This is a genomic window from Salinivibrio siamensis (assembly GCF_001996005.1).
Lineage (GTDB): Bacteria > Pseudomonadota > Gammaproteobacteria > Enterobacterales > Vibrionaceae > Salinivibrio > Salinivibrio siamensis.
Genome location: NZ_MUFB01000028.1, coordinates 1 through 24883, shown reverse-complemented (window position 1 = coordinate 24883; position 24883 = coordinate 1). Strand labels below are relative to the sequence as shown.

General features: G+C 50.2%; 21 protein-coding genes. 13 read left to right on the top strand and 8 right to left on the bottom strand.

What is annotated here, in order from left to right; all coding sequences use genetic code 11:
* Positions 1-38 precede the first annotated feature (38 nt).
* A complete protein-coding gene (locus tag BZG73_RS13150) occupies positions 39-965 on the bottom strand; it encodes a LysR family transcriptional regulator (RefSeq protein WP_077578290.1) in 927 nt (308 codons plus the stop codon).
* 172 nt (positions 966-1137) lie between these two features.
* On the opposite strand from BZG73_RS13150, the gene BZG73_RS13145 reads away from it, so the two are divergent.
* The 5 genes from BZG73_RS13145 (at position 1138) to mscS (ending at position 7803) form a co-directional block, all read left to right on the top strand.
* Positions 1138-3102 carry a ligand-gated channel protein gene (locus BZG73_RS13145; RefSeq protein ID WP_101494517.1) on the top strand — a complete coding sequence of 655 codons (1965 nt, stop codon included), beginning with the start codon at positions 1138-1140 and terminating at the stop codon, positions 3100-3102.
* A gap of 196 nt (positions 3103-3298) precedes the next feature.
* On the top strand, positions 3299-4303 hold the full coding sequence (gene epd, locus BZG73_RS13140; protein WP_077578346.1) for an erythrose-4-phosphate dehydrogenase: 1005 nt from the start codon (positions 3299-3301) through the stop codon (positions 4301-4303).
* A gap of 72 nt (positions 4304-4375) precedes the next feature.
* A complete protein-coding gene (locus BZG73_RS13135) occupies positions 4376-5542 on the top strand; it encodes a phosphoglycerate kinase (protein WP_046075071.1) in 1167 nt (388 codons plus the stop codon).
* 153 nt (positions 5543-5695) lie between these two features.
* Entirely contained in the window at positions 5696-6772 is a 1077-nt protein-coding gene (gene fbaA, locus BZG73_RS13130; RefSeq protein ID WP_046075072.1) for a class II fructose-bisphosphate aldolase, read from the top strand.
* 173 nt (positions 6773-6945) lie between these two features.
* Positions 6946-7803, top strand: a complete 858-nt coding sequence (mscS, locus tag BZG73_RS13125) for a small-conductance mechanosensitive channel MscS (RefSeq protein WP_046075073.1) — start codon at positions 6946-6948, stop codon at positions 7801-7803.
* 56 nt (positions 7804-7859) lie between these two features.
* On the opposite strand, the gene BZG73_RS13120 is transcribed toward mscS, so the two are convergent.
* Positions 7860-8450 carry a LysE/ArgO family amino acid transporter gene (locus tag BZG73_RS13120; RefSeq protein WP_077459013.1) on the bottom strand — a complete coding sequence of 197 codons (591 nt, stop codon included), beginning with the start codon at positions 8448-8450 and terminating at the stop codon, positions 7860-7862.
* 157 nt (positions 8451-8607) lie between these two features.
* On the opposite strand from BZG73_RS13120, the gene BZG73_RS13115 reads away from it, so the two are divergent.
* Both BZG73_RS13115 and BZG73_RS13110 read left to right on the top strand, forming a co-directional pair.
* Positions 8608-9498, top strand: a complete 891-nt coding sequence (locus BZG73_RS13115) for a LysR family transcriptional regulator ArgP (RefSeq protein ID WP_077459003.1) — start codon at positions 8608-8610, stop codon at positions 9496-9498.
* Positions 9499-9594: 96 nt separating this feature from the next.
* Complete coding sequence (locus BZG73_RS13110; protein ID WP_152799942.1) at positions 9595-10293, top strand: oxidative stress defense protein; 699 nt, start codon at positions 9595-9597, stop codon at positions 10291-10293.
* Positions 10294-10367: 74 nt separating this feature from the next.
* On the opposite strand, the gene BZG73_RS13105 is transcribed toward BZG73_RS13110, so the two are convergent.
* The 3 genes from BZG73_RS13105 to BZG73_RS13095 all read right to left on the bottom strand — a co-directional run bounded on the left by BZG73_RS13105 (position 10368) and on the right by BZG73_RS13095 (position 14184).
* Positions 10368-11915: an alanine/glycine:cation symporter family protein gene (locus tag BZG73_RS13105; protein WP_077459005.1), complete on the bottom strand. Its 1548-nt coding sequence runs from the start codon at positions 11913-11915 to the stop codon at positions 10368-10370.
* 237 nt (positions 11916-12152) lie between these two features.
* Complete coding sequence (gene srmB / locus BZG73_RS13100) at positions 12153-13376, bottom strand: ATP-dependent RNA helicase SrmB (protein WP_077606489.1); 1224 nt, start codon at positions 13374-13376, stop codon at positions 12153-12155.
* Positions 13377-13479: 103 nt separating this feature from the next.
* Positions 13480-14184, bottom strand: coding sequence for a tRNA1(Val) (adenine(37)-N6)-methyltransferase (locus BZG73_RS13095; RefSeq protein ID WP_158075310.1), 705 nt, complete (start codon positions 14182-14184; stop codon positions 13480-13482).
* 307 nt (positions 14185-14491) lie between these two features.
* Between BZG73_RS13095 and brnQ the strand changes: the two genes are divergently transcribed.
* A complete protein-coding gene (gene brnQ, locus BZG73_RS13090) occupies positions 14492-15799 on the top strand; it encodes a branched-chain amino acid transport system II carrier protein (protein ID WP_077578294.1) in 1308 nt (435 codons plus the stop codon).
* Between the two features lie 90 nt (positions 15800-15889).
* Here the strand turns inward: brnQ and fldB are convergent, their stop codons facing one another.
* Complete coding sequence (gene fldB / locus BZG73_RS13085; protein WP_046075079.1) at positions 15890-16408, bottom strand: flavodoxin FldB; 519 nt, start codon at positions 16406-16408, stop codon at positions 15890-15892.
* 148 nt (positions 16409-16556) lie between these two features.
* On the opposite strand from fldB, the gene xerD reads away from it, so the two are divergent.
* The 5 genes from xerD to BZG73_RS13060 all read left to right on the top strand — a co-directional run bounded on the left by xerD (position 16557) and on the right by BZG73_RS13060 (position 23500).
* Positions 16557-17447 carry a site-specific tyrosine recombinase XerD gene (xerD, locus tag BZG73_RS13080; RefSeq protein ID WP_077639112.1) on the top strand — a complete coding sequence of 297 codons (891 nt, stop codon included), beginning with the start codon at positions 16557-16559 and terminating at the stop codon, positions 17445-17447.
* A 21-nt stretch (positions 17448-17468) separates the two neighbouring features.
* Positions 17469-19199 carry a single-stranded-DNA-specific exonuclease RecJ gene (recJ, locus tag BZG73_RS13075; protein WP_046075080.1) on the top strand — a complete coding sequence of 577 codons (1731 nt, stop codon included), beginning with the start codon at positions 17469-17471 and terminating at the stop codon, positions 19197-19199.
* A gap of 94 nt (positions 19200-19293) precedes the next feature.
* A protein-coding gene (gene prfB / locus BZG73_RS13070) for a peptide chain release factor 2 (RefSeq protein WP_101494515.1) occupies positions 19294-20392 on the top strand; the annotation gives its coding sequence in 2 pieces (ribosomal slippage) (positions 19294-19368 and positions 19370-20392; 1098 coding nt in all).
* Between the two features lie 26 nt (positions 20393-20418).
* Positions 20419-21927 carry a lysine--tRNA ligase gene (gene lysS / locus BZG73_RS13065; protein WP_046075081.1) on the top strand — a complete coding sequence of 503 codons (1509 nt, stop codon included), beginning with the start codon at positions 20419-20421 and terminating at the stop codon, positions 21925-21927.
* 235 nt (positions 21928-22162) lie between these two features.
* The gene (locus BZG73_RS13060) at positions 22163-23500 is read left to right on the top strand and encodes a sigma-54-dependent transcriptional regulator (RefSeq protein WP_046075082.1); all 1338 of its coding nucleotides are present in this window, start codon (positions 22163-22165) and stop codon (positions 23498-23500) included.
* A 34-nt stretch (positions 23501-23534) separates the two neighbouring features.
* On the opposite strand, the gene BZG73_RS13055 is transcribed toward BZG73_RS13060, so the two are convergent.
* Positions 23535-23966 (bottom strand): PACE efflux transporter, encoded by a 432-nt coding sequence (locus BZG73_RS13055; protein WP_077639111.1) that lies wholly within the window; start codon positions 23964-23966, stop codon positions 23535-23537.
* Positions 23967-24049: 83 nt separating this feature from the next.
* Complete coding sequence (locus tag BZG73_RS13050) at positions 24050-24769, bottom strand: GntR family transcriptional regulator (protein ID WP_077668524.1); 720 nt, start codon at positions 24767-24769, stop codon at positions 24050-24052.
* Positions 24770-24883 lie beyond the last annotated feature (114 nt).

Genomic DNA, 24883 nt, shown 5'->3' with positions numbered 1-24883 from the left:
TGTGTCTTTAAGGTATAGCAAAATTGGCTGAGGCACGCTTACACCTCATGGCATGCTTGCTGCGGATTCAGTGAACACCAAGGTGAGGGAACCGCTTCTTGCAGCCAGTGCACCAGTGATTCGACACGCAGAGGAAGACGGCCAGCGCTGCAGTAAAGACGCAACGGAACCGGCGCTGAGGCCCATTGGGGCAAACACCGCGTGATTCTATCAGGATGATGGTGTTGATAGCCAGTGGCGCTCCAAATCGGCAGCAATCCAACGCCCTGCCCATCTGCGATGGCATCTAACTGAATCGCTATCATGTCGCAATTAAAGCGGCTAGGCATGGCGCTTAAGTGATAGGTGTTGTCTTGGTCATAGAGCGTCAATCCTTGCCGGCGAAGGGCAAATACATCGAGCCAAGGGTGTTCATCGAGCATGCTAGGGTGCGTAAACGGGCCATATTGGCTGACATAGTCTGGCGCAGCGTAAATACCATATTGCCAATGGCCGAGCTGATATGAGCGACAATTGACCGGCAGCATGATGTCTCCTGCCCAGATGATAAGATCGGCCGACTGAATACGTTGTGCGCTGACTTCACTCGTCAATGTGATGGATACTCGAGGGTGCTCAGCGAGAAAAGTACTGATCAATGGACCCGCCCAGCCGCGCATCATTCCGGGGTGGCAAATCACTTCTATCGCCCCTTGAAGATGATTATTTAAATCTTGTATTGCCTCTTCGCTTTTTTCTACTAACTCAAGAATTTGATGGCAGTATCGCGCAAATATCGCCCCCGCTTTTGTTAAGACCAGTCTATTGCCTTGTCTTTGCGTTAAAGGCTGGCCTAGGTCGGCTTCCAGTTGAGCCAAGCGACGACTCACCGTTGACTTGGGTTGGCCCAATGCCTTGGCGGCAGCGGTAAGGCTTTGATGATGACACAAAGCCGCAAACGAACGGATCGAAGAAAAATCCTGCATAACTGTCCTTTTAACGCCAGTAAGACGTCACGTCGGCTGTCCAGAAGGAGAGAAATCATCTCGTTCTATAAATGGAACGAGATGTTCCCTTTATGGGGCTAGGCGTCTGTGCATCTATGTGAATAATTCTCAATGAACAAATGATAATTATTATCACAAAATGGAGTTGATTATGTCCAGTTGTCTTCGTCCCGTTGTGCTCGGGATGGTATTAGCCGGTATGCCTGTGAGTGCCATTCATGCGGCAGAAGCAGGCGATCAAAACACGGAAACCATGGTGATCACTGCCTCAGGGTTTGAACAAGCCACGGCAAAGGCGCCAGCGAGTATCAGTGTGATTAGCCGTGACCAACTTGAAGATCGTTATTATCGTGATGTCACGGACGCATTAAAGCGTATTCCTGGTGTCGTGGTTACAGGGGGCGGTGACACCAAGGATATCAGCATTCGTGGAATGGGCTCCAAGTATACCTTGATGCTGGTGGACGGAAAGCGTATGACGAGCCGAGAAACTCGTCCGAATAGCGATGGCCCGGGTATTGAACAAGGCTGGTTGCCCCCCCTTCAAGCGATTGAGCGTATCGAGGTGATTCGGGGGCCGATGTCGACCTTGTATGGCTCTGATGCCATCGGTGGGGTGATTAATATTATTACTCGTCGTGAACAACATGAATGGCATGGCAACGTGCAATTAAGCACCTTACTTCAAGAAAAACGCGCATCAGGCGATGAACAAAGCGCCAATTTTTACCTTTCTGGCGCCTTAAGCGATAAGCTAGGGATGACGGTATCGGGTCAAAACGTTCAACGCCAAGAAGACGATATTCTCTCTGGTTACGAGGACAAATCTTTACGCAGTCTTTCTACCTCGTTGACTTATGATGCCAGCGATTTTCAACAGTGGACCTTGGACTTGGGCGCGAGTTCGCAAGAGCGAAATGGCCACATAGGCAAAACCGTTCCCACGGATGATAGCCAGTGTCGACGCAACCAATGTGAAAACAGCAACAATGAATATCGACGGCAATCAATCGCCCTTGGGCATGAAGGGCATTGGACGTGGGGCTGGTCAGATTCACACTTACAGTACGAGCAAAGCCGCAATAAAAGTCGTGAAATGACGATTAAGAACACCGAGTTTAAAACCCGTCTCATTCGTGATTTTGAAACACACACTTTGACGGTCGGTGGCTCAGTGAACAAAGCGAAGTTGGAGGACTTTACCTCTAATAAAGCGTCCAGCCAAACTGAGATTGACAATACACAAGCGGCTTTATTTGTCGAAGATGAGTGGCGTGTGATTGAGCCATTTAGTCTGACCCTCGGGTTACGTGTCGATCATGATGAAAACTACGACTACCACGCCAGCCCACGTGTGTACGGCGTGTATCAACTCAACAGCGACTGGGTGGTGAAAGGAGGCGTGGCAACCGGGTTCCGTTCACCGCAACTGCGCGAAATTGCCCCGAATTGGGCGCAAGTGAGTCGAGGGGGAAATATCTATGGCAACCCCGACCTGGAGCCCGAAACCTCTGTTAACTCAGAAGTCAGTATCAACTACCAAGGCGATTCGGGGATCAGTGGCTCGTTAACCGCATTCCATAATGACTTTGAAGATAAGATCACCCGAGTGACTTGCCCAACCTCGGTGTGTACGGATGGCCCTAATCAATTTGGCTCAGATCCAACCTATCGGATTAATGTTGACGAAGCGGTCACTCAAGGGGTTGAAGCGAGCCTATTCGTGCCAGTCACGGAGACGCTCGATGTGAGTGCCAGCTATACCTATACCGATTCAGAGCAAAAAACCGGTGATTATAAGGGGCAGCCTTTAACGCAAATTCCCCAGCAGCTCGCGTATGGTGAAGTCAATTGGCAAGCCACGGAAAGGCTGAATCCTTGGGTGAGTGTGACCTATCGTGGCGAAGAAATGGATCCTGTGACAGGTCCATCTTCTCGCAGCAATATAGAGCCAAGTTACACCTTGGTGGATGCTGGGATGAACTATCAGCTCAGCGATGCCATTGAACTGCAAGGCGCGGTTTATAACTTATTGGATAAAACCCGGGAGTATGAAGACTACGGTTATATCAGTGATGAACGTCGATATTGGTTAGGACTAAATGTTAGCTTCTAGTCATTGATAAAAGGCGTGTTGTTACTTCATAGACTGCCACACTCCTAACACTGCCACGCCCGTCTCGGACTATCACCAGGCGGGCGTTTTTTTCCGCATTTTACTCCCAGGTATCGTGAGAAGAGTCACACAACACGTGCGTCTTTTACGTGCTTGAGATACACTATAGGGCATCGTTAAACGAGCACCGATGGACATGGCATTAAGAGTCGCAATTAATGGATTTGGTCGTATAGGGCGCAGTGTATTGCGGGCCCTGTATGAAAGTGGCAAGCACGATCGCATTCAAGTGGTCGCGATTAATGAGCTCGCAGAGCCCGAGGCGATGGCGCATCTGCTGCAATATGACTCAAGCCATGGTCGGTTCGGCTGGCCGGTTTCCTATAACCAAGAACATTTGTTTGTCGCCACCGACAGCATTCGCCTGCTTCACTTACCGGAACTGCAGCTTTTACCTTGGCGTGACCTTGATGTTGATATTGTCTTGGACTGCACGGGCAAGTTTGGCACACGAGAAGACGGTGAGGCTCATATTGCTGCAGGTGCTAAAAAAGTCTTGTTTTCACATCCCGCCAGCCAAGATGTTGACCGTACCGTTATTTACGGGGTCAACCATGATGCGTTAACCGCGGATGATCGTATTGTCTCTAATGGCTCATGCACCACCAATTGTATCGTCCCAGTGATCAAAGCCTTGGACGAACACTTTGGAATTGAGTCCGGCACTATCACTACCATTCACTCTTCAATGAATGACCAGCAGGTGATTGATGCGTATCACTCAGATCTGCGCCGAACGCGCACCGCAAGCCAATCGATCATCCCGGTGGATACCAAACTCCATGTTGGAATTGGTAGGATTTTTCCGAAATTTTCTGACAAATTTGAAGCGATCTCGGTGCGAGTACCGACGATAAACGTGACAGCGATGGATTTAAGTGTCACTGTACGTACTAAAGTGAAAGTTAATGACGTAAATCAAGCTCTGCAGACGGCATCTCGATGTACATTAGACGGTATACTGGATTATACCGAAGCGCCCTTGGTATCGATCGACTTTAACCACGACTCACACAGCGCCATTGTTGATGGATCGCAAACACGAGTCAGTGATCACCAGCTGATTAAAACGCTGGTTTGGTGCGATAACGAGTGGGGTTTTGCCAACCGAATGTTAGATACCACACTTGCCATGGCGTAATAGACGCAAGCGTGGGTGGGGTGTTGCCCTGATTAAATCAGTTTCAATTTGCAACCTTATAGCGAGGACCATATGTCTGTAATTAAGATGACCGACTTAGATCTTGCCGGAAAGCGTGTGTTTATCCGTGCTGATCTGAACGTGCCTGTAAAAGACGGTAAAGTGACCTCTGACGCACGTATTTTGGCATCACTGCCTACGATTAAGCACTGCTTAGAAGCCGGTGCAAAAGTCATGGTGACCTCTCACCTAGGTCGTCCTGAAGAAGGTCAGCCTGAAGATCAGTATTCACTGCAACCGGTAGTGAACTACCTTGATGATGCGCTGGATTGTAAGGTCAGCCTCGCTAAAGACTATCTAGACGGTCTTGAGCTTAATGCCGGTGAGCTGGTGGTGCTTGAGAACGTGCGCTTTAATAAAGGCGAAAAGAAGAACGACGAAGCGCTCTCTAAAAAGTATGCAGCGCTGTGTGATATCTTCGTGATGGATGCATTCGGCACCGCGCACCGTGCGCAAGCGTCAACCCATGGTGTGGGCACGCATGCGCCTGTAGCTTGCGCCGGTCCACTGCTGGCCAACGAGCTGGATGCGTTAGGCAAAGCGATGGACAACCCTGCTCGCCCAATGGTTGCCATTGTGGGTGGGTCAAAAGTGTCTACCAAACTGACGGTGCTGAAATCACTGTCAACCGTTGCTGACCAGCTGGTTGTGGGCGGTGGTATTGCGAACACCTTTATCGCAGCAGACGGTCACAATGTTGGTAAGTCGCTGTATGAGGCGGACTTAGTGGATACGGCGAAATCTTTAATGGAAGAGTGCCATATTCCTGTCGCGACCGACGTTGCGTGTGCGAAAGCGTTTGATGAAAACGCGGAAGCAGAGATCAAGCGCGTTGAAGATGTGCAAGACGACGACATGATTTTCGACCTTGGTCCTGAATCAACCCAGGCATTGGCAGACATTTTAAAAAATGCCAAAACCATTCTGTGGAATGGCCCTGTTGGCGTCTTTGAGTTTAAGAACTTTGAAGCGGGCACAGCAGGCATTTCAAAAGCGATCGCGGAGTCTGAAGGCTTCTCTGTTGCAGGTGGCGGCGATACCCTCGCGGCGATTGACAAGTTTGGCATCCAAGCTGACGTGTCTTACATCTCAACCGGTGGCGGCGCGTTCCTAGAGTTTGTTGAAGGCAAGCCTCTTCCAGCGGTAGAAATGCTGGAAGCACGCGCCAAAGACGCATAAACCAGATAATAAAACGGGAGTGACATCTCCCGTTTTTGCTTTCGTTTGACTACAATAGGCCGAGTCGTAAACGATTGCACCAGATTGATAAGGGTGCTTCAGGCATCTTTACTCAGTTCAGCAAAGACAACCCGAGTTAATAGGACAAGAGCCATGTCTAAAGTTTTTGATTTTGTAAAACCTGGCGTTATCTTTGGCGATGACGTTCAGAAAGTATTTGAAGTTGCCAAAGAGAACAAGTTTGCATTGCCTGCAGTCAACGTGGTTAACACTGACTCAATCAACGCAGTGATGGAAGCCGCGGCGAAAGTAAAAGCGCCAGTGGTTATTCAGTTCTCTAACGGTGGTGCGGGTTTCTTCCCGGGCAAAGGTCTGAAACTAGAAGGCCAAGAAGCGCAAATTAAAGGCGCTGTTGCCGGTGCGAAGTACGTTCACGCCATGGCTGAAGTCTACGGTGTGCCGGTGATCATGCACACTGACCACGCTGCGAAAAAACTACTGCCTTGGATTGATGGTCTACTTGACGCTGGCGAAGCCTTCTTCAAAGAGCACGGTAAACCGCTTTTCTCTTCTCACATGATTGATCTTTCTGAAGAGTCTCTAGAAGAGAACATGGAAATCTGTGCCGAATACCTAGCGCGCATGGACAAAATGGGCATGACGCTAGAAATCGAACTGGGTATCACGGGTGGTGAAGAAGACGGCGTGGACAACAGCGATGTTGATACGGCTGACCTTTACACCAAACCAGAAGAAGTGGCTTACGCGTACGAAAAACTGTCTGCTGTAAGCCCTCGTTTTACCATTGCCGCTTCATTCGGTAACGTTCACGGTGTTTATAAGCCAGGTAACGTGGTACTTAAACCAGAAATTCTTCGTGAATCACAGGCTTACTGTTCAGAGAAATTTGGTCTGCCGACCAATGGTCTGAATTTCGTGTTCCATGGTGGTTCGGGTTCTTCAGAAGAGCAAATTCAAGAATCCATTGGTTACGGTGTGATCAAAATGAACATCGATACCGATACCCAGTGGGCTACATGGGATGGTATTCGTCAGTATTACCAAGACAACGAAGGCTACCTGCAAAGCCAAATCGGTAACCCGAAAGGTGATGATCAGCCTAACAAAAAATTCTATGACCCACGCGTTTGGCTACGTAAAGGTCAAGAGTCGATGGTTGCGCGCTTGGAGCAAGCTTTCAAAGACCTCAACGCGATTGACGTCCTGTAAACGTCACAACAGTGTTGAATGTAAAAGCCCGCCGCTTGGCGGGTTTTTTTATATCTGCGTGATAGCGACACGTCTCATTGGGTAGACATTTTGCGTAATTGAGATAGACAGCGACCAGTAAAAGGCTGTTAACATAGGGTTACCGTTTATCCCAACTTGAAGAGGGAAAGTGAATGAGTGAGGAAAACACAGTGGTAGAGGGCGCTAAATGGGCCCAGACTTGGCTGATGGATAATCAAGATCTGTTGACGCAGTACGGGGTGAACATTATTTCCGCGCTACTGATCTTGGTGATTGGTAACCTTGTGGTTAAAGGTTTAGCTAACTCCATGGCGGGTGTCATGCGCAAGCGCAACATGGATAACGCGGTGGTGGAGTTTATCCATGGTTTGGTGCGTTACTTACTGTTTGTCATTGTTTTAATTGCAGCATTAAGCCGCGTGGGTGTGCAAACGGCGTCTGTGATTGCCATCTTAGGTGCCGCAGGTTTAGCCGTGGGTCTTGCCTTACAAGGCTCGTTGGCCAACTTTGCTGCGGGGGTATTGATTGTGATGTTCCGTCCGTTCAAATCGGGCGATTACGTCGAATTGGCCGGAGTCGCTGGCTCTGTTGAGTCCATTCAAGTGTTCTCTACGGTGCTCACGACCCCTGACAACAAAATGGTGGTGGTTCCTAACGGGTCCGTGATCAGTAGTCCAATCACTAACTATTCCAAGCACGCGACACGTCGCATTGACTTGACGATTGGCGTAGCGTACAGCGCGGATTTGAAGAAAACCAAAGCGGTGTTAACCAATATCGTCACTCAACACCCCTTGATTCTGAAAGACCCTGAGCCCAATGTGGCGGTGATGACGTTAGCCGACTCATCGGTCAATTTTGTGGTGCGCCCTTGGGTGAAAACAGAAGACTACTGGAGTGTTTACTTTGAGCTGTTGCCAACCATCAAAGAAGCACTGGACGAAAACGGTATTGAAATTCCGTTCCCGCAAATGAGTGTTCATTTCGAGCGCGGCGAGAGCCAAGCGTAACCTCACGGCGGGCGACCGTCATTATGGATGCGGCAGTGTGGCCGCATCCCTCTTTTTTAACCCGCCAGTAAACGTGCGTACAGGCCAAGTGCGAGCTTACCGGCCACGAATAACATCATACTCGCCATGAGTAGGTCGAGCAGTCGCCGGATAGAGGGCGTGGAGAGCCACGGCGACAAGCGCGCGGCCCCTGCTGATAAACCGTAAAACCAAAGGCACGATCCCATTAGGGCGCCGACAGTAAAGGCAACGCGTTCATCGAACGCAAATTGGCCACCAATTGCCCCTAACACTACCACGGTATCGAGATACACATGCGGATTGAGTAAGGTCACCGCCAAGGCACCAATGATCACCGCGCGGCGGCCTCGACTCATGGTGGGTGTCGCCATTGACACGTCTTGGTTGTGCTGACGTGCGCTTTGGATAAACTGCCACGCATACACACTCAAAAAAGCGATCCCCGCGAGCGTAATGGTGTTGAGCAGAAGTGGATAGCTTGCTAACAATGCCCCTCCGCCAAAAATACCACTTGAAATCAAAATAATATCGCAAATAAAGCAGATCGATGCTGTGGTCATATGGTGTTCACGGCTGATACCTTGGTTAATCACATAGGCATTCTGAGCGCCAATGGGAATAATCATGGTTAGGCTTAATCCTAAGCCCTGAAGTGCGACGAGAAAGCTGCTCACCCTGTTCTTCCTTCTTTTTACTGGTATAACCCTCACTTTAAGCAGGATTGCCTATTAAAGGAACTTAATTATATTTATGGTTAATTAATTTAACTAATGAGGCGCAAGGATGGATTATCGAGGAGTAGAAGCGTTAGATGCGGTGATCTCTTGGGGAAGTTTTGAACGCGCGGCGGCGGCCCTGTTCATTACTCAATCTGCGGTCTCTCAACGTATAAAGCAGTTAGAGCGGCAAATCGCCCAACCTGTAATGGTGCGTGAGCAACCTCCGCGGCCAACGCCGATCGGTCAGCGTCTACTGGGTCTTTATCGACGCGTGCAACTGTTGGAGCAAGAAACCTTGCCTGAGCTGGCACCGGGTATTGATGGGTCAGTCCTGTCGGTCTCCATTGCCACCAACGCGGATAGTTTAGCGACTTGGCTACTTTCGGCCCTCGCGCCACTGACCGCCCATCAAGCGATTGACTTTAATTTATTGGTTGAAGATGAAAGCCGTACGCTCAATAAAATGCGCAGCGGTGAAGCGATTGCGGCGATCAGCACTGACTCCACGCCGATGCATGGCTGTGATTGTCGTTACTTGGGTACCATGGACTACAGTTGTGTGGCTACCCCAGCGTTTGCTCAGCGATACTTTTCTGATGGGATTGATAGAGAGGCGTTAATGGCCGCGCCGGCAGTGATTTTTGATGCACATGACGATATGCATGCGGATTTTCTAGCGGCTCATTATGCCATGCCCGCAGCGGGGTGGCGCCGACATATTGTCCGCTCTTCGGAGGCATTTGTGGCCATGGCATCGCAAAGTATGGCGTATTGTTTGATCCCACGGATTATGGTGTCAGCGCAGTTAGCGGACGGGCGCTTGGTGGATGTGATGCCGGGGAAAGTGGAGTCACGGCATTTGTACTGGCATTTTTGGGCGATGGAAAGTGGTGTGTTAGCGGCGATTACCCACGCTTGTCAGCAAGCGGCGAAACAAGCACTGGTTCAATATTGACACAAAATTGACGTTGACAGGGGAGCTTTTGGTGTTTTTTCGCGTCTGACCTAGCGTTACTTACTATCTATCGCTTGCCTTCTCAAAGGAGAGATTATGCAAAAATTGAAAGCAATGGTATGGCTGACGGGGGCCTTAGTGATGGCACCCGCCGCGATGGCCAATATTGATTTTCCTCACTTGGACATTACCGGTGTCGGGGAAGTGACCGCTGCGCCAGACATGGCGAGCATTGAAGTGGGCGTGGTCACTGAGCGTAAAACGGCGAAAGCTGCGAAAGCCGCATCCGACAAAGCGGTCACGGCGTTTATCAATCGGCTGTCGGCACAAGGGGTAAAGCGCGAACAAATCGAGAGTGCGCATATTCAGCTGTCACCGCGTTATCAACACGCCAAAGACAAAGCGCCTGAGCTGATTGGCTACCGTGCGGAACGCCACGTTACTGTGACACTCAATCAGCTCGATAAATTGAATGCGGTGCTAGATGGTGCCTTAGGCGAGGGGATCAACCGTATTCGCCATGTACAGCTCACCAGCAGTGAGCAGGCCACCTTGAAAGACAAGGCTCGAGAGGCGGCGGTACAAGACGCCAAAGAGAAAGCCGAGGCGCTCGCGAAAAGCCTGGATATGCGTGTCGATGGCGTCTGGCAAATTCGCTATCGATCCAGCAACCCACGTCCTGTGATGATGAATGCCGAACTGCGCAGCGGCAGCGCGGATGTCGCGGCGAGCTACCAAGATGCAACCATGCAGGTGCGTGATCAAGTCGATATTATTTTCCGCCTTGATGACTAGGAGCGTCGTTGGCTAACACGATCAAAAAAGGGCGCTGATGCGCCCTTTTTTACCATTGATTCGCTGTTTGAATCTTATGCCGTTGGATTGATAGGTTTACCATCGGCATCGGTGGTTTCACTTTCTTGCTTGCCATTACGGCGCGCCAGACGTTGTTCCCAGTAATCGGCATTTTTGATGCCAAGCTTAACCGGATCAAAGGTGTAGGTTTCTACCCCTCTGGCCTGTTGCTCTTCATAATCTTTCAGCGCCTTAAGGGCTGGCTTAGACATAAAGAAGATGATGATGATGCCAACAATGTTTAACCATGCCATCAAACCCACACCGGCATCGCCAAACGCCCATGCCAAGTTCGCACTCCGCACACAGCCGTAGAACACGGCGGACATCAGCACCACTTTCAGCGCAAACATCATACCTGGCACCTTGATAGTGCGACGCAGGTAAGCAATGTTGGTTTCGGCAATGTAGTAGTAGGCCAAAATGGTGGTAAAGGCGAAGAAGAAGAGTGCAAAGGCGATAAAGGGTTTACCTAAGCCAGGCATCGCCGCTTCAATCGCCAGCTGAGTAAACTCAGGGCTGTTTGCCGCGACCGAAGACGCCAAGTTTTGCACGATATAGGCTTCACCTGGACCATGGACGTTGTAAGCGCCGGTGATGATGATCATAAACGCGGTTGCCGAGCAAACTAGCAAGGTATCGATGTAAACCGAGAAGGATTGAACCAGGCCTTGCTGAGCCGGGTGATCCACGTTGGCAGCCGCCGCCGCGTGTGGCCCTGTTCCTTGACCCGCTTCGTTGGAGTAAACACCACGTTTTACCCCCCAACCAATGGCTGCACCCGCACCTGCCATCGGTGTGAAGGCATCGCCGATGATCATAGAAACCACGGCGGGAATTTCACTGATGTTCAATAGGATGATGACAAACGCAATAATGATGTACGCCAGCGCCATGAAAGGCACGACGATCTGCGTAAAGTGGGCAATACGTTTAACACCACCGAAAATGATGAATCCGAGCACGATAGAGATAAAGGCACCGGTAATCACTTTCGAGACTTCAAGCGCACCAAACATGGCGGTATCAACCATGGCGCCAGAGCCAAATGCGGTTTCAACGGCATTACCAATGGCGTTAGATTGCACGCCAGGTAGCATGACACCACAGGCGAGTAAGGTCGCGAGAGCGAAGAGGATGGCATACCATTTTTGTCCCATCGCTTTTTCGATGTAGTAAGCTGGGCCACCGCGGAACTCACCATTGTCTTCTTCTTTATAAATCTGTGCCAATGTTGACTCGGTATAGGCGGTTGCCGCACCGAGAAAAGCAACGACCCACATCCAAAAGACCGCGCCTGGGCCACCAAAACCGATAGCGGCGGCGACGCCGGCAATATTACCCGTACCGACACGGCCGGAGAGTGAGACTGCTAAGGCTTGGAAAGAAGAAATCCCTTTGGTTGAGCTTTTCCCTGAAAAGAGGAGTCGCCACATTTCGGTGAAGTGACGGATTTGAACAAAGCGCGTCAGTATGGAATAGAACAGTCCCGCACCCAAACAGGTGTAAATCAGAACCGGGCTCCATATGATGCTATTTAAGAAATCGACAAACGATTGCATAGTGAGTTCCTTCTACTGTGTTTGCATCATGTTTTGTTGTTATCGCGATTAGCATCTTAAACTGATTTGCAGCGCAATTGTTAATATTTTGTGTCATTGCATTGCGCGATGTGTGAATCTGATCGTTTTGTGCTCAACAAAATGGACGTCGATAGCGAAAAAAAGGAGGCCTTTTCGGGCCTCCTTGAGTAATTCCTTATATATCAGCCAGTCAGTGAGGCTGATAGATGTCTAGTTCTATTTGCGTTTTTTGGGCTTTTTGACTTTGCTCGAGTTTTTAACGCTTTGCTTCTTTTTTTTCTTCTTATGCTCTGCTTTTTTATGTTTTGGCTTCAAGCTAGCAATGGTTCGCTCTTTAATCTCTTCATCCATATAGCGCATGATCCTATCCATCATTGGTTGATCATGGGCTTCGACCAGTGAAATGGCAGAGCCTTTTTTGCCCGCACGAGCCGTGCGACCAATACGGTGTAAATAGACGTCAGCCGTGCGTGGGAGATCATAGTTGATCACATGGGTGATATCTGGGACATCAATGCCGCGTGCCGCAACATCAGTGGCCAGCAGTACACTGACTTTTCCTTCACTAAACCGGTTGATTGCATTGTTACGCTTCGCTTGTTGCATTTCACCTTGGATCCAGGCGCAATCCAGTTGTTGTGACTGCATATAATCACGAAGCTCCGCCAAGCGCTCACGTGTTTTAATAAACACAATCGCTCGTTCAGCCTGTTCGCTGACAATCGCCTTTAATAAGGCGCGTTTATGGTCAAGATCATCGCAGCGATGGTACCACTGGGTGATTTTTTTACGCTCGCGGCGTGGTGGTGTGACATCCACCAGCTCAGGGTTATCTAGCAGATCCTCGGTAAAGCCTGCTACCCCGCGCCCTTCTAGTGTGGCGGAGAAGAGCATGGTCTGACGGCGGCGCTGGCACTCATCAGAGAGTCGATTGACGGCATTCGCAAACCCCATATCCAGCATCCGGTCTGCCTCATCTAAGATCAGGCATTCAACGGCGCGACAATCGAACCGTTCGGCTTCAATGTACTCCATCAAACGGCCAGGCGTTGCCACCACAATATCCTGTGTTTTACCCAACTGCTCGGCGTGCTCTTGGTATGAAATGCCCCCGGTGATGGTGAAGATCTTAAGACTGGTATTTTTCGCTAATGCGCGCGCTTCATCAGCCACCTGAATGGCTAATTCACGCGTGGGGGTGAGAACCAGTACGCGCCCTGGCCCGGGTTTTTGCCGCGGGAAGTCGAGTAAGTGCTGCAACATGGGCAGCAAAAAAGCCGCCGTTTTGCCGGTTCCCGTTGGGGCGGAGGCAAGGATGTCACGTCCATCCATACCGTGGGGGATAACCTCAGATTGGATCAGCGTAGGGCGCTGATAGCCCATATCGTCAAGTGCACTGAGCAGTTCTGGATCCAGCTCGAGTTCGGCAAAGCTTCGCACAGGTAATTCTCCAAGGATAGTTAAGCGCGGTATTATAGACGCAAATAGTGTAAATGGGCAGCGCGCCCAAGGCCAATGATAGCGAGACGCTGCTCGGTTTGGATTACGAGAGTTTGAGGTAAAACGCGCGTGTCAGATCCGCGAATGCCTGCGTATAAGCGCCATCTCTCTCGCGCACTACGATCGTATCAGATCTGACTGCGCCCGTCGTTGGCGAGAGTGTGAATAATAAGCGCGAAGGCAATTTATCCGGGGTCGGGCGCACGGATAGCTGCCGGCGTAAGAACAGGCCTTGTCCCTGAGCAGAATGAATAAACGCGTCTGCCTCTTTACTGGGCAAGATAAGATCGGCACAGCCCGTCGGGGTAAGTAACCCTTGCAAGCACGCGATAAGTGCGGGATGGCTCAGGGTATTTGCATGCCTAGCGACCGCGCGCTGTTGATTGCTGGACGGGGCGCCACTGGTAAAGTATGGCGGATTACAAACAATGTGTTGCCATTGTTCCGTGCGCTCAAAAGCGTTGATATCAGCATGGTGTACTTGGATTTGCCGAGCAAAGCATGAGTGTTTCACATTTAGCTCGGCGCAGCGAAACGCGGCCGTATCATACTCAACCGCGGTCAGCGACAAGGATGGAAAACGTTGTGCCAACATCAATGCCAATAAACCGGTTCCCGTTCCGATATCCAAGCTATTACTCGCCGTCCCAGGCTGAGACCACGCGCCCAGTAGTACACCATCCGTACTGACTTTCATGCCACAGTCACCGTGGTCGATAACAAATTGTTTAAAGCGAAATTGGCTCATTTGTCCTGCACTCTGGCAACTTAGCGGCATCAAGGGGTAGCATTTTTTGCTTTTGTGTAACCATGATGTTATCGAGTTTGTTTGTTAAAAAATACCACGGATAACATAATAGCTAGTTTATTGAGCTGATTGTTATTGCTAATGCAGAAGATCACAAGGTTTTTTGTCAATGCCTTTACTGTGGCTATGAACTTCTTCATTATTCTGCGTTCTGCCCATCGTCTGAAACAAAATATTATAATTGAGCGTTTCAGATGGGTGAAACATTATTGATTGCAAACACCCTCTTAAGCTGTAGGTATACATCGTGACTAAGCGTTTAAAATTAGTAGATATTTTAGCGTTAGGTTTTATGACCTTTGCCTTTTTCTTAGGCGCAGGAAATATAATCTTTCCCCCACAAGCTGGCATGTTGGCCGGTGATCACTTTACGGCTGCAATGATCGGATTTTTGATCACTGCCGTCGGTCTTCCTTTAATCGGTATCATTGCGGTTGCGGTGGCAGGCGGAGGCTGGAAGGGCCTAACGCGTGACTTACCCACAGGTGTTGCCACACTAATGGCCGTGCTGATTTTTATCATTATTGGCCCCGCCTTTGCTGCGCCTCGTGCCGGACTTGTCGCCTATGAGATTGGTTTTAAACCCTTTTTATCAGCTCCTGGGCAGCTAGAATTGGGCGCTTTCTCTGTGGTCTTTTTTGCCGTCGCGATGTTTTTCTCTCTTTCTCAAGGCAAGCTGATTGATACCATCGGTAAATTCTTGACACCTTTGCTTTTCGCGGCGCTCGCGATTTTGGCTATCGCGGTGATTGTTAATCCACAAGGCGAAGTGGTGGCCGCGCAAGGTAACTATGTTGAAAACGCACTGACGACTGGCTTTTTGGAAGGTTACAACACTATGGATACCTTTGCGGCGTTAATGTTCGGCATGTTGATTGTCGATGTGATCCGTAAAAAAGGTATCGAAGACAACAAAGCGACCTGCATGTACCTGATTTATGCCGGTATTATTGCCGCCGCTGGACTGGCGTTTGTGTACGTGTCGCTGTTCTACTTGGGCTCAACCGCTAGCGCGGTGGCGCAGGGAACGCAAAATGGTGGCGAAATCATGGCCGCCTACGTGGATGCACTGTTTGGCCCGGTTGGACAAATGATCCTGGCGGCGATTATCGGTTTAGCGTGTTTGACGACCGTGATTGGGTTGGTGAGTGCGTGTGCTGATTACTTTAGTTCGCTCACATCATGGACGTACCGTCGTTGGGTGGTCGTCGTGGCTACTGTCTGTGCGGTGGTGGCCAATGTGGGTCTCAAGCAGCTGATTGCGATTTCTGTCCCTGTGCTGTTTGCCCTTTATCCTGTCGCGATTGCGCTGATTGGTTTGACGTTTATTCGTCGCTGGTTGCCAAATCCGGCTGTGGGTTATCGCCTTGTGTTGGGCGTGGCATTGCTCTTTAGCTTGCTCGATGCGGCAAAAGTCATGGGCGCTGACATGAGCGGCTTTAGCTTCCTACCGCTATTCGATGTCGGTATGGCTTGGCTGCTACCTACATTGGTGGCTATGGGCGTGGCAAAGTTTGTTGGATCACGGGCGAATGCGTTAGCAGACGCATCGTGATGTCGACCGCTGCATGATAGCGAACAAAAACCGCGCTGAGAGGCGCGGTTTTTTTGTCTCATTAATTGGCCAGCGCGAGCCGGGATAGGCTCAAAGTAAGGCTTGATACTCGAGTAGCACTTGCTCGCACCAGTTTTGAATCCGCTCGTCACTGAGTTCGTACTCGGAGTCTTCATCAAGGGCGAGACCGACAAATTGCTTGCCATCCTCGGTCACCGCTTTTGAGGCATCAAAACGATAACCTTCGGTGGACCAGTAACCAATAAACTGTGCGCCACAGCCTTGTAGTTGCTGGTGGAGCATGCCCATGGCATCCAAATACCATTCGGCGTATCCTTCTTGGTCGCCCAAGCCAAACAGGGCTATGACTTTGCCGTTTAGTTGGAGACTATCAATGTCTTGCCAAACCGCTTCCCAATCTTCTTGTAGCTCACCAAAATCCCACGTTGAGATCCCAAGTAGCAGCAAGTCGTAATCTGCCATTTTGGCTAGCGGTGTTTCTTTGACATTATGTAGCTCGACCAAATCATCACCGATAAAGTCACGGATTTTCTCCGCGGCCATTTCGGTATAGCAGGTGGTAGAACCATAAAAAAGACCGATTTTCATAGCGCGACTCGTTTGTGTGTAATGGGCGCAGTTTACCTGCTCACCGGCAATATGATCCAGCAACTGACGGTGACATTTTGTATAATAGCCGCTGTCCGTTACCCAGATGATGGGCGGGTTTTTCGATTAATAACCAAGTGGGTTGAAGGTGACGAATAACATTGAACGCATCGAGCAGTTTTTGGATGCAATGTGGATGGAGCGTGGGCTTTCCGAAAACACGTTGAATTCGTATCGCACAGATTTATTGAAGCTGTGCCATTGGCTCGACACCCGCGCGTTGGTGGCGGTGAGCAAGCAAGAATTACAAGATTACCAATACTGGCTACATGAGCAGGGCTACCAGTCTAGCACTCGCAGCCGTATGGTGTCGGCGTTACGTCGCCTATTCCAATACTTGTATCGACAGAAGTTGCGTCCCGACGATCCCAGTGCCACCCTAATCAGTCCGAAGCAGCCCAAGCGGCTGCCGAAAGATCTGACGGAAGAGCAAATCGATGCACTACTAATGGCACCGAATACCGACGACCCCCTTGAGCTTAGAGATAAAGCCATGTTGGAGTTGTTATATGCGACGGGTTTGCGTGTGACAGAGCTTATCGGGCTGACGATGGAGAATGTGAGCTTGCGCCAAGGTGTGGTGCGGGTGTCCGGTAAAGGTGACAAAGAACGTTTGGTCCCGATGGGAGAGTCGGCCGTGGATTGGCTCGAGCACTATTTGGCGTATAGTCGCCCGGTATTGCTGGGTGAAACCAGTACCGATGTGTTTTTCCCAAGCAAACGCGCCCGTCAAATGACACGGCAAACCTTTTGGCATCGCATCAAGTACTATGCGCAACTGGCGGGGATTGAGACAGAGGATCTCTCGCCCCATGTTTTACGTCATGCGTTTGCGACCCACTTGCTCAATCATGGGGCCGATTTACGCGTGGTGCAGATGTTACTCGGACACAGTGACCTATCGACGACCCAAATCTATACCCATGTGGCGACTGAACGCTTAAAACAGCTGCATCAAACTCATCACCCACGCGGCTAATCGAGAACTGGTGACAACTTCATGATAGAAATAAAAAGACGTACGCCGTCGGTTACGCCGGCATTCAGCGATGCGATTCCGCCGTTACTGCAGCGTTTATACGCCAACCGCGGCTTACAAGCAGACAGCGAGCTCAATCGAAGTGTGGCTGGATTGCATCAATATCAAGCGTTAACGGGGATCGACACCGCAGTGAGCTTGCTGGCTGAGGCGCTAAAGGCTCATCAATCCATCTTGATTGTGGGTGACTTCGACGCCGATGGCGCGACATCGTCAGCACTCTCCGTCAAAGCCTTACGCATGATGGGCGCCACCCGCGTCGATTACCTGGTGCCAAACCGCTTTGACGATGGGTACGGCTTAAGCCCAGAGGTGGTCGATCAAGCCGCTGAGCGGGGAGCAGAGCTTATCATGACCGTGGACAACGGGGTGTCATCGCTGACGGGCGTGGCGCGCGCCAAAGCGTTAGGCATGCAGGTGGTGGTGACTGACCACCACCTCCCAGGAGAAACATTGCCCAATGCCGATGCCATGGTGAATCCTAACCTTGATGACTGTGGTTTTCCGTCGAAGGCACTTGCCGGTGTCGGGGTTGCTTTTTATTTGATGCTGGCGCTGCGCGCGCATTTACGTGACCAAGGGTGGTTTGAGCAGCAGGGACTGACCGTCCCTAACTTAGCCGACTTGCTGGATTTGGTGGCGCTGGGCACGGTCGCCGATGTGGTGGCCTTGGACAGTAACAACCGTATCCTGGTTCATCAGGGCTTACAGCGGATCCGCGCCGGACGTTGCCGCCCAGGGATCCAAGCGTTGATCGAGGTTGCCAATCGCAACATGGCCACGCTTGTCGCCAGTGATTTCGGGTTTGCATTGGGGCCGAGGATCAATGCCGCGGGGCGTTTGGATGACATGGCGTTTGGGGTTGAGTTGTTGCTATGCGACAACATTCATGCTGCCAGACGTATGGCGTCTGAGTTGGATGCGCTCAATCAAACCCGCAAAGACATTGAGCAAGGAATGAAGCAAGAAGCCGTGGCTTGGTGTGAGCGCTTGATTGCCGAGCAGTCTGAGCGTGAGTTGCCGGTGGGGCTGGCACTTTTTCAGCGAGATTGGCACCAGGGAGTGATAGGGATCCTCGCCTCGCGCTTAAAAGATCAATTTCACCGCCCTGTGATTGCGTTTGCCGATGGTGGTGATGGACTGATAAAAGGCTCAGCGCGTTCGATTCCTGGTTTGCATATGCGCGATACATTGGATCGGATTGATACCTTAAACCCTGGATTAATTAAAAAGTTTGGCGGCCATGCCATGGCGGCCGGATTGACCATCGACGAAGCACAGTTTGATACGTTCGCCAAGCAGTTTGATAGCCAAGTACGTGAGCAGATCAGTGAGGACGACTTAAAAGGTGTCTTGTTAAGTGATGGTCCCTTACAAAGTCACGAACTGGGGTTAGAGACAGCAGAAATCATTCAAGCAGGCGGTCCTTGGGGGCAAGGCTTCCCTGAGCCGCAGTTCGATGGCATTTTTAAGGTGCTGCAGCAAAAACTGGTGGGCGGAAAACACTTAAAATTGATGGTCGAGCCCGAGGGCGGTGGCACCATGATTGACGCCATTGCCTTTAATGTTGATTTGCGTCGCTGGCCCGATCCCAGCACCAAGACGCTACGGCTCGTTTACCGCCTCGATATAAATGAGTTTCGCGGAAACCGTAGCGCTCAGTTGATCATCTCTCACCTTGAAGCCGCTTAAATGTGCGGCTTTTTCCATCACGCCCTGTTTATTGGCGCGACAATTCGCTAAAATTCGGCGGTTAAATTTCCGCTAACAATGAAGATGCTTGACCATGTTTGAGATTAATCCAATCAAAAATCGCCTCGCCGATATCGCCGAACGTACCGATGTCCTTCGGGGGTATCTTTGACTATGATGCCAAGAAAGAGCGTCTAGAAGAAGTTAATGCCGAGTTAGAACAACCGGACGTGTGGAATGAGCCACAACGTGCGCAAGCGCTAGGGAAAGAGCGCGCCTCACTAGAAGCGGTGGTGGAAACCATTGATCAACTGACTCAAGGCGGCGAAGACGTCAACGAACTGTTGATGCTTGCGGTCGAAGAAGACGATCAAGAAACCTTCGACGAAGTGGAACCGGAGCTGGTGGAGCTTGAAGCCAAGCTAACCAAGCTAGAATTCCGCCGCATGTTTTCTGGTGAGCACGATGCGTCTGATTGCTATATTGACCTGCAAGCTGGTTCAGGCGGTACCGAAGCGCAAGATTGGACCAACATGATGCTCCGCATGTACTTGCGCTGGGCGGATGCGAAAGGCTTTAAAGCCGATGTGATTGAAGTCTCTGAAGGGGATGTGGCTGGATTAAAGTCTGCCACAGTACGCATCACCGGTGAATACGCCTACGGCTGGTTACGTACTGAAACGGGCGTTCATCGTCTTGTGCGTAAATCGCCTTTCGACTCGGGGGGCCGTCGCCATACCTCGTTTGCCTCGGCGTTTGTGTATCCGGAAATCGATGACAACATTGATATCGATATTAATCCATCAGATTTGCGGATTGATGTGTACCGTGCCTCTGGCGCGGGTGGGCAGCACGTTAACACCACCGAGTCAGCGGTTCGGATCACCCACGTGCCGACCAACACTGTGGTGCAGTGCCAAAACGATCGCTCACAGCATAAAAACAAAGATCAAGCGATGAAACAGCTGCGTGCGAAGTTGTTTGAGCTTGAGCTACAAAAGCAAAACGCGGAAAAACAAGCCAACGAAGACGCCAAATCAGATATCGGTTGGGGCAGTCAGATCCGCTCCTACGTATTAGATGATTCGCGCATCAAAGACTTGCGTACCGGTATTGAAAACCGCAACACGCAGGCCGTTCTCGACGGCGACTTGGACAAATTTATTGAAGCCAGCCTCAAATCTGGCCTGTAATGACGAATTAATGTAAAGGGTTTTCTATGACTGACCAGTTACCAGATGAAAATAAGCTGATTGCCGAGCGTCGCGCCAAGCTCACTCACATTCGTGAAAACTGCAAGGCAAACGGCCATCCTAATGATTTCCGTCGTGAGCATCTAGCGGCTGACTTGCAAGCTGAATTTGGCGAGAAAGAAAAAGCGGAACTTGAAACACTGGACCATAAAGTGACCATCGCGGGCCGCATCATGGCTAAACGTGGCCCATTTATGGTGGTGCAAGATGTTTCGGGCCGTATTCAAGCCTATGCGTCAAAAGACGTGCAAAAGGCGTTGAAAGCCGAGTACCAAGGCTTAGATATCGGTGACATCATTGGTGTGCACGGTGCGCTACATAAATCTGGAAAAGGCGATCTGTATGTCAACATGGAGCGCTACCAGCTGCTGACGAAAGCCCTACGTCCGCTACCAGAAAAATTTCATGGGCTGGCCGACCAAGAGCTGCGTTATCGTCAGCGTTATGTCGATCTGATTGTCAACGAAGAGTCGCGTCACGCCTTCCAGGTACGCTCTAATGTGGTCACCGCCATCCGTAATTACATGGTGGAAAAACACTTTATGGAAGTGGAAACGCCGATGATGCACGTCATCCCAGGCGGTGCGACGGCGCGTCCGTTTACCACCCACCATAATGCGCTTGATATCGACATGTACTTACGTGTGGCGCCAGAGCTTTACTTGAAGCGTTTGGTTGTCGGCGGCTTTGAGCGTGTGTTTGAAGTGAATCGTAACTTCCGTAATGAAGGGCTCTCACCGCGTCATAACCCAGAATTCACGATGATGGAATTCTATATGGCGTATGCCGATTATAATGATCTGATGGATCTTACGGAAGACATGCTCTCTCGCGTCGCGCTGGACGTAATGGGGCAGTCTGTGTTGCCTTATGGTGAGCATGAAATTAATTTCGCGGGGCCTTATCCGCGAATGACCATGCTCGATGCTATCAAGCAATATAACCCTGATCATGCTGATATTCAGGCGCTGACGTATGAGACGGTACAAGATCGTGACCACCTTGCCTCGATAGCGAAATCACTCAAGATCAGTGTTGAGTCATTCTGGACGACTGGGCAGTTGCTGGAAGAGATCTTTGGTGAGACGGCTGAACCACAGTTGATTCAGCCAACCTTTATCACCGAATATCCGGCCGATATTTCACCGCTGGCGCGTCGCAATGATGATAACCCGTTTGTGACCGACCGTTTTGAATTCTTCGTCGGTGGGCGTGAAGTGGCAAATGGCTTCTCGGAGCTTAACGACGCAGAAGACCAAGATGAACGTTTCAAAGCTCAGGTCGATGCCAAAGATGCCGGTGATGATGAGGCTATGTACTACGATGCGGATTATATCAACGCACTCGAGCATGGTTTGCCACCGACGGCGGGACAAGGAATTGGTATTGACCGATTGGTGATGTTATTCACCAACACGCATACGATTCGCGATGTGATTTTGTTCCCAGCCATGCGCCCACAGCAAGGCAGTTAACACTGGACAGACCACAGAACAAGCGGCTCATTGAGCCGCTTTTTTTGCGCCTTGCGTCATTGTCTTTTCATAAACCTGCGATATTTTATCTGGCTTTTTCAGATATTTGGCTACAATTATCCGTATTACAACCCATCGTATGTCTCTTTATTGAGACAGATTAGAACTTGCCCTTCTTTATAATAGGGGCTTGATTCGCTGGCAAAAAAGACAGACTGGATGTAAGGCAGGTGTTATGGGATTCGATTCGGGGAATGACAAAACCTTGAGCTCACTCGTCGTTGTTGGCGGGACATATGAGCCTTGGTTAGCGACCCTTGAGCAAGCCGGTTGGCATTGTCATCGCTGTTATGATTTGCGAGCTGCACAGTCATTGCTACAAGATATCGGCCCCTGTATAGGTATTGTCGATTTAAGTCATGATGACTTCAGCCTCAATGGGGTGGCGTCACTGGTTAATCGCAACAAACAGGTGCGCTGGTTAGCCTTAGTAAGAGAAAACCAACTTAATAACGAAGCGATCTGCCAGTTTATTGTCAGCTTTTGTATTGATTACTTCACCTCGCCTGTCCCTAACTCGCAATTGATGAGTACCATTGGTCACCAATTGGGTATGTTGCGCCTTGAGCGACAAGTATGGCCGCAACTTGGCGATCATAGCGATATGGGTTTGGAAGGCGCCAGCCCCGCGATGAAAAAGTTGCGTGACCAGGTCAGGCGTGTTGCGCCAACCGACGTGTCTGTATTGATAGCCGGTGAGAGCGGCACAGGTAAGGAGTTGGTGGCGCAAGCGGTTCATCATGCATCAACCCGTGCGAAGGCTCGATTTGAGTCGATTAAATGYTCAGCGCTTGCGGATGAACAAATGCAGCAGGCGTTATTGGGAGACGAGCACTCGCATGGCAAAATTCGTCAATGCCATAAAGGTACCCTCTTTTTTGATGAGATTGGTGATCTGCCGCTGCATCTACAAGGGCACTTATTGCACTTATTGCAAGAGGGCACCTTGGATATCAGTCATGATAAATATGAGCATGACCTGGATGTGCGTGTGATTGCCTCGACCCACATGGATTTGGAAAAACGCGTGGCTGAGGGGCTTTTTCGTGAGGATCTGTATTACCGGTTAAACGTCCTGCGCATTAATATGCCTTCATTAAAAGACCGTCAGCCAGATGTGCCTGATTTAGCCGAATATTTTTTGCTTAAGTTTGCACGTCAATACAACACACAGGCGAGGACCTTTTCCGATGAGGCCAAGCGTGTGTTAAGCAGTTACTCGTGGCCGGGTAATGTGCGCGAGCTCATTAATCAGGTGAAACGGGCAGTATTGTTGGCCGATCATCTGGTGATTGAAGCGGAGCACTTAGATCTGCCCCGTCAGGGGGATTATAAACAAAGCTTACGTAAAATCCGTGAAGAGTCTGAACGAGACGCGCTGATCGCCGTCCTTGAAGAAAATAAGGGACAAGTATCGGCCGCGGCCAAAGAGCTCGGTGTGTCACGTGCGACCATGTATCGGCTATTGAACAAACACAACTTGATCCCCTCGCCGCGTACCTTCCGTCAGTAAATCTTTGTACGAGTGACGCGCAGGGCTGGCAGACTCAGCCCTGCTGGGATTGCGTATTTGGGATCGGAAACAGATAGTCGTACAGCCAGTTATAAACAAACGCATATACCAGATAAAATACCACGAGCCCAATATCCATACTGAGTGCTTGCCAAAAGCTCATCGACAGCCACCACATGATAAAGGGGATGGTTGCGACCAGCAGACCGGCTTCAAAGATCACCGCATGCAGCAGACGCAGCGGTAAGGTTTTGAGCACTGAGCCCCGCCAAGCCAGCATCGCTTTATCAAAGCCAATGTTGTAGACATAATTCCAAAGGGTGGCAAGCACAGAAAAAATCGCCCCCATGATCCCAAGATGACCGATGCCTGCGCCAAGGATCCAATTGAGCCCTAGCACCACTAAGATCAAGCCCGTTAATTCAAAACCGATAGCATGGCGCCATCTATCTGCTTTTGTTCTCATCAGATATTCCGTCGAAGTAAGGTAACCCGGTCAGACTACACCTCATACTCAACAACGCAACCGAGACGTCTCGAGGAAATGGATCATTGTGGTGTTTGGCGGTGAGCGATGAATTCAAAGCTGTACTGGTATAAACGAAAGTAGTTCACTGTATATTCAAACGGTGTCCCGTCGACAAGCTCGCTGACTGATTCGACCCGTAATATGGGCGAATTTTCACGGGTGTTGAGGAGGGCGGCGAGTGAGGTTGACGTGCTATCTGGCCAGACACATTGGCGACTTTTCGCGATCTGCATCCCCTTATGTCGCTCGATATAGTCGTACTTTGATGTTTGCATCACTTCGATACTGAGATCGGTAAACATGGCTACTGGCAGGTACGTGCACTCAAGGATTTCTGGCTCGCCATCAATCAAACGAAGACGTTGTATTTCATAAATCAACGTCCCTTCCTCCACGTTTAACTTGCTGGCAATGGTATGGCTGCAAGGTGACGTTTCAAATGCGATCACTTTTGAGCTGGGTGTTTTGCCTTGCGCTGAGACTTCTTCGATAAAGCCCATCAGTTGAAAGGCGTTGTGCTGTGCTTTAGGTGCTTTTACATAACTGCCGCTACCTCGGACACGGTAGAGGAGATCATTATCAACCAACACCTTCATCRCCTTACGTATCGTGACGCGGCTGACGTCATAGGTAGCCTGTAGCGTGGCCTCAGTCGGCATCATCGCGCCTGGTGTCAGGGTGCCATCTTTAATCTGCTCAGTGAGTAAATCGGCTATTTGCATGTAGCGAGGTTTCAACATGTCGGCTCCTTTTGGATGCATTCCCCATCATAACAAACTGTGATCGATAATACATTTGAAGTACATAAATAGATTTTCATTGTGCCTTCGATCAATAAACGCCCTTTTGTGTAT